At 67.0% G+C, this 8209-nt stretch carries 8 protein-coding genes; 4 read left to right on the forward strand and 4 right to left on the reverse strand.

The genetic code is table 11. The features are described 5' to 3' along the window. Positions 1-3 precede the first annotated feature (3 nt). The 3 genes from ACF8ME_RS08245 to ACF8ME_RS08255 all read right to left on the reverse strand — a co-directional run bounded on the left by ACF8ME_RS08245 (position 4) and on the right by ACF8ME_RS08255 (position 2585). On the reverse strand, positions 4-921 hold the full coding sequence (locus ACF8ME_RS08245) for a hypothetical protein (protein WP_392416018.1): 918 nt from the start codon (positions 919-921) through the stop codon (positions 4-6). 167 nt (positions 922-1088) lie between these two features. After that, on the reverse strand, positions 1089-1994 hold the full coding sequence (locus tag ACF8ME_RS08250; protein WP_016452275.1) for a LysR substrate-binding domain-containing protein: 906 nt from the start codon (positions 1992-1994) through the stop codon (positions 1089-1091). 18 nt (positions 1995-2012) lie between these two features. Continuing rightward, complete coding sequence (locus tag ACF8ME_RS08255; RefSeq protein WP_392416021.1) at positions 2013-2585, reverse strand: cob(I)yrinic acid a,c-diamide adenosyltransferase; 573 nt, start codon at positions 2583-2585, stop codon at positions 2013-2015. 179 nt (positions 2586-2764) lie between these two features. On the opposite strand from ACF8ME_RS08255, the gene ACF8ME_RS08260 reads away from it, so the two are divergent. Both ACF8ME_RS08260 and ACF8ME_RS08265 read left to right on the forward strand, forming a co-directional pair. Further along, positions 2765-3112, forward strand: a complete 348-nt coding sequence (locus tag ACF8ME_RS08260) for an EF-hand domain-containing protein (RefSeq protein ID WP_151020680.1) — start codon at positions 2765-2767, stop codon at positions 3110-3112. Positions 3113-3194: 82 nt separating this feature from the next. Beyond that, positions 3195-4619, forward strand: coding sequence for an FAD-binding oxidoreductase (locus ACF8ME_RS08265; protein ID WP_203400195.1), 1425 nt, complete (start codon positions 3195-3197; stop codon positions 4617-4619). On the opposite strand, the gene ACF8ME_RS08270 is transcribed toward ACF8ME_RS08265, so the two are convergent. Further along, positions 4609-5514: a LysR family transcriptional regulator gene (locus ACF8ME_RS08270; RefSeq protein ID WP_252651939.1), complete on the reverse strand. Its 906-nt coding sequence runs from the start codon at positions 5512-5514 to the stop codon at positions 4609-4611. The genes ACF8ME_RS08265 and ACF8ME_RS08270 overlap by 11 nt on opposite strands. A 129-nt stretch (positions 5515-5643) precedes the next feature. Here ACF8ME_RS08270 and ACF8ME_RS08275 point away from each other — a divergent pair, with 129 nt between their 5' ends. Both ACF8ME_RS08275 and ACF8ME_RS08280 read left to right on the forward strand, forming a co-directional pair. After that, positions 5644-6852: a CaiB/BaiF CoA-transferase family protein gene (locus ACF8ME_RS08275; RefSeq protein ID WP_013799976.1), complete on the forward strand. Its 1209-nt coding sequence runs from the start codon at positions 5644-5646 to the stop codon at positions 6850-6852. 71 nt (positions 6853-6923) lie between these two features. Beyond that, positions 6924-7925, forward strand: a complete 1002-nt coding sequence (locus tag ACF8ME_RS08280; protein WP_013799975.1) for a tripartite tricarboxylate transporter substrate binding protein — start codon at positions 6924-6926, stop codon at positions 7923-7925. Positions 7926-8209 lie beyond the last annotated feature (284 nt).

The following is an 8209-nucleotide window of genomic DNA, read 5'->3' on the forward strand; positions in this document are numbered from 1 at the left end:
TGGCTAGCCACCACAGCATCTCCTCAGCAACTCCTGGGCCATATCCCTCGCGCGTTGACGGCCCTCAGGCGGCACTCGTTGGTCGATGCTCTGAAGCAGGTTTGCTTGCGATGACACATTGCCTTTGGCCTTGGCGTCGGCATAGACATATGCCCACACCTCGGCAGGCTGCGGCTCCCCCCATGTGGGGTTACTTCTGATGGAGGCCATCGAGATCAGCGCATCGACATAGCCTTGGTCGATCAAGGCGTTGAGGTATATCAGGGTGGTGCGCCGATACTCGGCGAGGCGCTCTGGATCCGTTCTCGCATGCTCCAGACCCCGGGTCCAGTAGGCTCCGCCATAGTCCATCATGCTCTGAGGATCTCCCTGCACCGCGAGCCGGGCAGTCCACTCATCGGCCCTTGTGTATGCGTCCATCGGGAGTTGTCCGCAGCCAGGGCGCGCACTGGCCCTCTGCTCCCGGGCCAGCCGTTGCGCCATTGCGTGCCCCTTGGGGTCGGAATCCGGCGGAACCAGCAGCGCCATGCGCTCATAGAGGGACGCCATCCAGCAAGGCTCCAATGCCTTGTGGAGTTTGGCGACTTCGCCGGCCTGGTCCAGCGTGACCTCGCTGCTGGCAAGCCGGTTGTACAGAATCTCCGCCGATGCATCCACGACAACGGCAGGAAACGCCTTGGCTCTAGGTGCCGTGGGGGGCGCCGGTACGGAAGCGATCGCCGGTGGAGCGGGAGTTTCAGGTGCTGGCGCAGCAGGCTCGGAAGCTTGCGCAGGTGGCTTGGTTGCGCTCACCTGTGCATGCCTGACCTCAGACGCTGGTTCGGCAAAAAAGATGAGCGCCAGCCCACCGGCAAAGGCAAGAGCAGCACATGCCCAGGCAACGACCTGCCAGCGCGGACGCAAAGCTCCTGAATTTCTCATGACCCTCCTTCATGACGATGCAGTTGTCAGATCCCGGGTAATGATTGTGAATAATTCTCATTAGCAAATCAATCGATCATGAGAATTCAGTTGAATTTGACAATCGATCGTGCCAATGACCACGGCGCATCAGCCGCAGTCCAGCAGGCATGCTTGTATGAACGGCCTCAACCAGCCAGCAACTCGCGCAAGGCCTTGCGCATTTCCTCGGTCATTGCCCGTGCCAGCACCGACCCTGGCCGCTGGGGCAGGCTCAGGGCATTCACACCCACCGTGATGCGCGGCAGCAGGGGGACGACATGGACCTTGCGGCGGTCGGCGGCCAGGGCGGTGCAGCCGTCCATGATGGCGGCGCCCAGGCCGTACTCGGCCATGGACAGGGCCGCGTGGTAGGTCTGCACGGTGACCACGGGCGACAGGCCCACGCCGTGCTCGCGGCAGGCCTGGCCCAGGCGCATGCCCAGCGGGTCGCGCGCATCAAGCGCGACCACGGGCAGCTCGGCCAGGTCCTTGAGCTCCATCCCCTCTTCGCGCACGCGCGAGGGCGGCAGCAGGCCCTTGGGCAGCACGCAGAACATGTCCACCTCGGCCAGCAGCTCATGCTCCAGCGCGGGCTGGCCCACGGAGCTGATGACGAAGCCCACGTCGGCCTCCTGCAGCAGCAGGGCCGAGACCACCTGGGGCGTGTGCAGTGCCTGCACATGGACCTGCACCTGCGGGTGGCGGCGCCGAAAGCCGGCCACGGCGCGCGGCAGCACCTCGCGGCTGAGCGCGAAGACGGTGAGCACGGTGAGCCGGTCCGCTGCCCGGCCATGGCGCAGGTTGTCGGCCAGACGCTGGACCTCGTCGAGCTGCTCGAACAGCTTCTCGATGTGGGGGAACAGCGCCAGCGCCTCATTGGTCGGCGTGAGCCGCCCGCGTGCGCGCTGGAACAGCGCAAAGCCCAGCTGCAGCTCCGCATGCTGCAGGGTGCGGCTGACGGCCGGCTGGGTGATGTTGATCAGCCGTGCGGCAGCGCTGACGCTGCCGGTCTGCATGACGGCATTGAAGACCTCGATGTGGCGCAGGCGCATGGGCCGTCCTCAGCACGGTCACTCTTGAGCGGACTGCGCGCGCGCCAGCCGCTCGCTTTTCCAGTACACGTCGTCGCCGCCATCCATGCGGTTGAGCACGCGTGCCAGCACGAACAGCAGGTCGGACAGGCGGTTCAGGTATTGGCGCGGCGCGGGCCGCATGGCCTCGCCCTGCTCCAGCGCCACCACCATGCGCTCGGCGCGGCGCGCCACGGTGCGGCAGACATGGGCCTGGGCCGCTGCGCGGCTGCCGGCCGGCAGGATGAATTCCTGCAGCCGGGGCAGCTGCGCGTTGCAGTGGGCCAGCGCTTCATCGAGCTGCAGCAGGGCGTCGTCCTTGAGCAGTTCATAGCCGGGAATGGACAGCTCGCCGCCGAGGTTGAACAGCTGGTGCTGCACATCGACCAGCAGCTCGCGCACGTCCTCGGGCAGGGCCTCGCACAGCAGCAGGCCGATGTGGGAATTGAGCTCGTCCACATCGCCCATGGCGTGCGGGCGGCCGCTGTTCTTGGAGACGCGCGTGTTGTCGCCCAGGCCCGTGCTGCCGTCGTCTCCGGTGCGCGTGGCGATCTGTGTCAAACGGTTGCCCATGGGGTTCTCCTTGGCGATACGGGGTGAAAAACAGGACCCGTGACGGCCCATCACCTGATTGTGCGTTACAGCCGGCACGCAAATGTTGTAGCAGGCAACAGCCGGCAAAAGTGCTGGCCCTGCTGCGCTGCAGCAGGTGGAATGCAGTCATGTTCCACGTTCGACAAGGAGTTCGACACATGACCTCTCAACTGCGCAAAGTCTCCGGTTTTGAAATCCGCAGCGTGATGTTGTTCGCGGCCATTTCGCTGGGCAGCGTTGCTGCCATGGCGCAGGAATTGGGTCCGGGCAATGGTCCCGCGACAGGCGTCAGGGCTGCACCTGGGCCTGCAGCAACCAGCCCAAGCGCCCCCGCCAACGAGGTGCAAGCCGCATTCGACCGCGCCGACACCAACCGGGACGGCAAGCTGAGCAAGAAGGAGGCCGAGGCCCTGCCCGCCGTGAGCAGCAATTTCGCCCAGATCGATGCCGACAAGAACGGATCGCTGTCGCGCGATGAATTCAGCAAGGCTGTCCAGCCGCGCTGACACCCGGATGCCTGGCGGCTGACCTACACGGTTGGGCGACAGGGCCGGTGGTATTCTTTCCGGTTCCCCCTGGAGAACACCGATGAACGCCCCTGTCGCCCCCGTCCGCCTGCAGCCTGACTTCGCTCAGCGCCCCATTCCCGAAGCCTTTCTCCAAGCCCTGGCCCAGCGTTTCGGCGCCCAGTGCTCCACGGCTTTGGCGGTGCGCGAACAGCACGGCCGCGACGAGGGCGCCATCCAGGCGCCCCCGCCTGCGGCCGTGGTCTTTGCCGAGAGCACGCAGGACGTGCAGGACGCGCTGAAGCTGGCCGACCAGCATGCCGTGCCGGTCATCCCCTACGGCGCAGGCTCCTCGCTCGAAGGCCATCTGCTGGCCGTCGAGGGCGGCATCAGCCTGGACCTGAGCCGCATGAACCGCATTCTCTCGGTCAACACAGAGGACCTGACGGTCACCGTGCAGCCCGGCATCACGCGCAAGCAGCTCAACGATGCCATCAAGGACACGGGCTTCTTCTTCCCCATCGATCCCGGCGCCGATGCCTCCATCGGCGGCATGACCGCCACGCGCGCCAGCGGCACCAATGCCGTGCGCTACGGCACCATGCGCGAGAACGTGCTGGCGCTGGAACTGGTCACGGCCAGCGGCGAGCTGATGCGCACCGGCACGCGCGCCAAGAAAAGCAGCGCGGGCTACGACCTCACGCGCCTGATCGTGGGCAGCGAAGGCACGCTGGGCGTGGTCACCGAGATCACGGTGCGCCTGTACCCGCTGCCCGAGGCCGTGAGCGCGGCCATCTGCTCCTTCCCCAGCATCGAGGCCGCCGTGCGCACGGTGATCCAGACCATCCAGATGGGCGTGCCGATTGCCCGCGTGGAGCTGGTGGACGTGAACTCGGTGCGCATGGTCAATGCCTACAGCAAGCTCACGCTGCGCGAGGAACCCATGCTGCTGATGGAGTTCCACGGCTCGCCCACGGGCGTGAAGGAGCAGGCCGAGATGGTGCAGGACATTGCGGGCGAGTTCGGCGGCAATGCCTTCGAATGGGCCGAGCGTCCCGAGGACCGCACGCGATTGTTCACGGCCCGCCACAACGCCTATTTCGCGGCTGTCTCCAGCCGCCCCGGCTGCCGCTGCATCACCACCGACGCCTGCGTGCCCATCAGCCGCCTGGCCGATGCGCTGCTGGACTCGGTGCGCGAGGCCGACGACAGCGGCATTCCCTACTTCCTCGTCGGCCACGTGGGCGACGGCAACTTCCACTTCGGCTACCTGATCGACCCGGACAACGAGGACGAGCGCTCGCGCGCCGAGCAGCTCAACCACCAGCTGGTGTCGCGCTCCATTGCGCTGGGCGGCACCTGCACGGGCGAGCATGGCGTGGGCATCCACAAGATGAATTTCCTGCGCGAGGAAGCCGGCGACGGCGCGGTGCAGATGATGCGCTCCATCAAGCAGGCGCTGGACCCGAAGAACATCCTGAATCCCGGGAAAATCTTCAGCCTCTGAGTCCCTCCGCCTCGGCCTTCTCGCGCAGGAAGTCGATCAGCGTGGTGATGGCCCGCGTCTGGTAGCGGGACGGCATGTACAGCAGGTACTGGCGCGTGGCCAGAAAGTCCAGGCTGCCCGGCGGCAGCGGCAGGCGCTCAAGCGCGCCGCTGGCCAGTTCGGCCGCCACCATGTAGCGCGGCACCACGGCCACGCCCAGGCCCTGCAGCACGGCATCGCGCAGGAAATGGAAGTTGGGCGACATCAGGCGCGGGCGTATGCGCAGCTCGGTGGGCCGGGCGCCGTTCATGCCGGCCGTGCGCAGCTTCTGGCCCGTGAGCGCCGAGGTGATCAGCGGCACGCGCTTGAGCGCCAGCAGCGAGTCGGGATGGCCATGCTGCGCCAGGAACTGCGGCGTGGCGCAGGCCTCGTAGAGCACATCGCCGAGCTTGCAGGCCACCAGGCTTTCGGGCGGCTCGGTCATCACGCGCACGGCGAAGTCCACGGCGCCCTGCATCAGGTCCTCGATGTCGTTGTCGAAGATCACCTCCAGCGTTATGCCCGGGTGCATGCGCATGAACTCCGTCAGCCAGCCCGACATCTGCAGCTGGCCGTAGCCGCTGGGCACACTCAGCCGCACGGTGCCCTGCAGGCTCTGGCCCAGGCTGTCCACCGACTCGTCCGCCGCCATGGCTTCCTGGCGTATCGCGCGTCCATGCGCGTACAGGCGCAGGCCCAGCTCGGTGGGCTCGACCTGGCGCGTGGTGCGGCGCAGCAGCTGCTGGCCGATCTGGCGCTCGAACTGGTTGAGCCGGTGGCTGACGTTGGCGCGGCTCATGCCCAGGCGCACGGCGGCGCGGCTCAGGTTGCCGGCTTCGATGATGTCCACCAGCAGGGACAGTCCGCCCAGATCCATTGTCAAACCTCAGTACACACAATGTCCATTTTTTAGCACGATTGTCAAAGTCCATAAACGAATGAAGAATGCGGGCCTGCCCGGGCATCACCGGCCCGTTGCGGTTTTCGTGGTTCGACAAGGTTTCGCATGAGTGCTCTCCCCTCTTCCCTGCCGCTGGACGGCGTGCGCGTCCTGGATCTTTCGCGCGTGCTGGCCGGCCCCATGTGCGCCATGGCGCTGGCCGACCTGGGCGCCGATGTCGTCAAGGTCGAGCACCCGGGCCGCGGCGACGACACGCGCGACTGGGGCGTGCGCGTGGGCCAGCGCAACACCTCCTACTTCAACAGCGCCAACCGCAACAAGCGCTCGGTCACGCTGGACCTGCAGGCCGAAGAGGGCCTGCGCATCGCACGCGAGCTGGCGGCCGACAGCGACGTGGTCATCCAGAACTTCAAGGTCGGCGGCGCCGAGAAGCTGGGGCTGGGCTACGAGCAGCTGTCGCAGCTGAACCCGCGCCTGGTGTACTGCTCCATCTCGGGCTACTCGCGCAGCGGCCCCGAGGCCACGCGGCCCGGCTACGACCTGGTGGTGCAGGGCGAGTCCGGCATCATGGCCATGAACGGCGAGCAGGGCCAGGGCCCGCTGAAGTTCGGCGTGGCCGCCGTGGACATGTTCACGGGCATGTACTCGGCCCAGGCCATCCTGGCCGCGCTCTACGAGCGCGAGCGCAGCGGGCGCGGTCGCCATGTGCAGATGGCCCTGTACGACTGCGGCCTGATGATCACCAGCTACTACGGCATGGAGGCCTTGCTCAAGGCCGGCGACCCGCCCAAGTTCGGCAACGCCCATCCGTCCATCGTGCCCTACGGCGTGTTCGAGGCGGCCGATGGCCCGCTGGTCATCACCGTGGGCAACAACGGCCAGTTCCAGCGCTTTTGCACCGACGTCATCGCCAAGCCCGAGTGGGCCGCCGACGAGCGCTTTGCCACCAATACCGCACGCTCGGCAAACCGCGATCTGCTGATGCCGCTGGTGCAGGCCGAGCTGCTGCGCTTCACGCGCGCCCAACTGCTCGAATGCCTGACGGCCGCGCAGATTCCCTGCGGCGAGGTGCTGGGCCTGTTCGAGGCCCTGAACTCGCAGCGCACGGCCGACGCCGGCCTGCTGCACCGCTTCGAGGACAGCGAAGCCGGCAGCCAGTCCGTGCTGGCCCCGCCCTATGCGCTGGACGGCCAGCGCCTGCCCGTACGCCGCCCGCCGCCGCACCAGGGCGAACACACCGACGAGGTGCTGCAGCAGCGCCTGGGCCTGGACGAACAGGCCCGCGCCGCGCTGCGCGCCAAAAACATCATCTGAGAGCGCGCAGACGTTCCCACCCAGACCGCTCCACGGCTCTCATTTCCACCCCTTCCCGCTTGAGGAGACATATGACTTCCACCCCCTTCCAGGCCTCGCGCCGCCAGATCCTTTCCGCCGCCTGCGCCACCGCCATCGCCACGCTGGCCCCCGCCGCACGGGCCCAGAGCCAGTGGCCCGACAAGCTGATCAAGCTGACCGTGGCCTTCCCGCCCGGCGGCCCCACCGACACGGCCGCGCGCATCGTCGCCCAGCGCCTGACCGAGCGCCTGGGCCAGACCATCGTCATCGACAACCGCCCCGGCGCCTCGGGCTCGGTGGGCACGGCGGCCTTCATCAAGTCGCAGCCCGACGGCTACTCGCTGTCCATGTTCGGCATGCCCGCGCTGCTGGCGCCCATGCTGTTCAACAACAACCTGTACGACGTGCGCAAGGACTTCCTGCCCGTGGCCACGGTCTATGACCTGCCCATGGCCATCGTCATCAACCCGCGCGAGCTGCCGGACGTGACCAACCTGCAGCAGCTGATCGAGCATGCCAAGAAGGCCAAGCCCGCGCTGAACTACACCAGCTCGGGCACGGGCAGCTTCGGCCACCTGTCCATGGAGCAGCTCAAGGACCTGGGCGGCTTCGACATGCAGCACGTGCCCTACCGCGGCAGCGCGCCGGCCGTGACCGACCTGATCGGCGGCCAGATCGCCGTGATGTTCGCCGACGTGGTCGCGGCCCTGCCCCACATCCAGGCGGGCAAGCTGCGCGCCATTGCCGTCAGCTCGCAAAAGGCCAAGCAGCTGCTGCCGAACGTGAAGTCGGTGGCCGAGCAGGGCTTCCCCGGCTTCGACGCCGACACCTGGGGCGGCCTGATCGCCCCGCTGAACACGCCTCCCGCCGTGGTCCAGCGTCTGAACCAGGAGCTCAAGCTCATCCTGGCCGAGCCCGAGCTGCAAAAGAAGATGCTGGCCGCAGGCGCCATTGCCACCTACCAGGACGGCGCGGCCATGAAGGCGCGCCTGAACGCCGACTTCACGCGCTGGAGCAAGATCGCGAAAGACAAGAACATCTCTTCGCAGTAAAGAACACAGAGCGCCCCACGATGCGCCTTCAGGGCATGCCGCAAGGCATGCCCTTTTTTACGTCCGCAAATGCTCGGCGCCCGCTGTTCACTCCCGTATGGCCGCGCCTGCGGCGTGGTGGTTGCGGGGTTGCAGTCCTGCCGAAGGACAGGACTGCTTCGTCATCTGACTCGCTGCGGTTGTCTGAGCGGAGTTCACGCAGTGAACGCAGCGAGTTCCGCAGCGAACCCCGCAACCGCCACGACGCAGGTTGCCCCGTAGCGAAGCGCAGGGGTCGCGGACAT

This window comes from Delftia sp. WSY_7, from assembly GCF_043104845.1.
GTDB classification, from domain to species: Bacteria; Pseudomonadota; Gammaproteobacteria; order Burkholderiales; family Burkholderiaceae_C; genus Comamonas; species Comamonas tsuruhatensis.

Coding starts and splice junctions, on each gene's coding strand:
- ACF8ME_RS08265 (WP_203400195.1), top strand. CDS start 3,195: ATGAACGCCCCTGTCGCCCCCGTCCGCCTGCAGCCTGACTTCGCTCAG.
- ACF8ME_RS08245 (WP_392416018.1), bottom strand. CDS start 921: ATGAGAAATTCAGGAGCTTTGCGTCCGCGCTGGCAGGTCGTTGCCTGG.
- ACF8ME_RS08270 (WP_252651939.1), bottom strand. CDS start 5,514: ATGGATCTGGGCGGACTGTCCCTGCTGGTGGACATCATCGAAGCCGGC.
- ACF8ME_RS08255 (WP_392416021.1), bottom strand. CDS start 2,585: ATGGGCAACCGTTTGACACAGATCGCCACGCGCACCGGAGACGACGGC.
- ACF8ME_RS08280 (WP_013799975.1), top strand. CDS start 6,924: ATGACTTCCACCCCCTTCCAGGCCTCGCGCCGCCAGATCCTTTCCGCC.
- ACF8ME_RS08275 (WP_013799976.1), top strand. CDS start 5,644: ATGAGTGCTCTCCCCTCTTCCCTGCCGCTGGACGGCGTGCGCGTCCTG.
- ACF8ME_RS08260 (WP_151020680.1), top strand. CDS start 2,765: ATGACCTCTCAACTGCGCAAAGTCTCCGGTTTTGAAATCCGCAGCGTG.
- ACF8ME_RS08250 (WP_016452275.1), bottom strand. CDS start 1,994: ATGCGCCTGCGCCACATCGAGGTCTTCAATGCCGTCATGCAGACCGGC.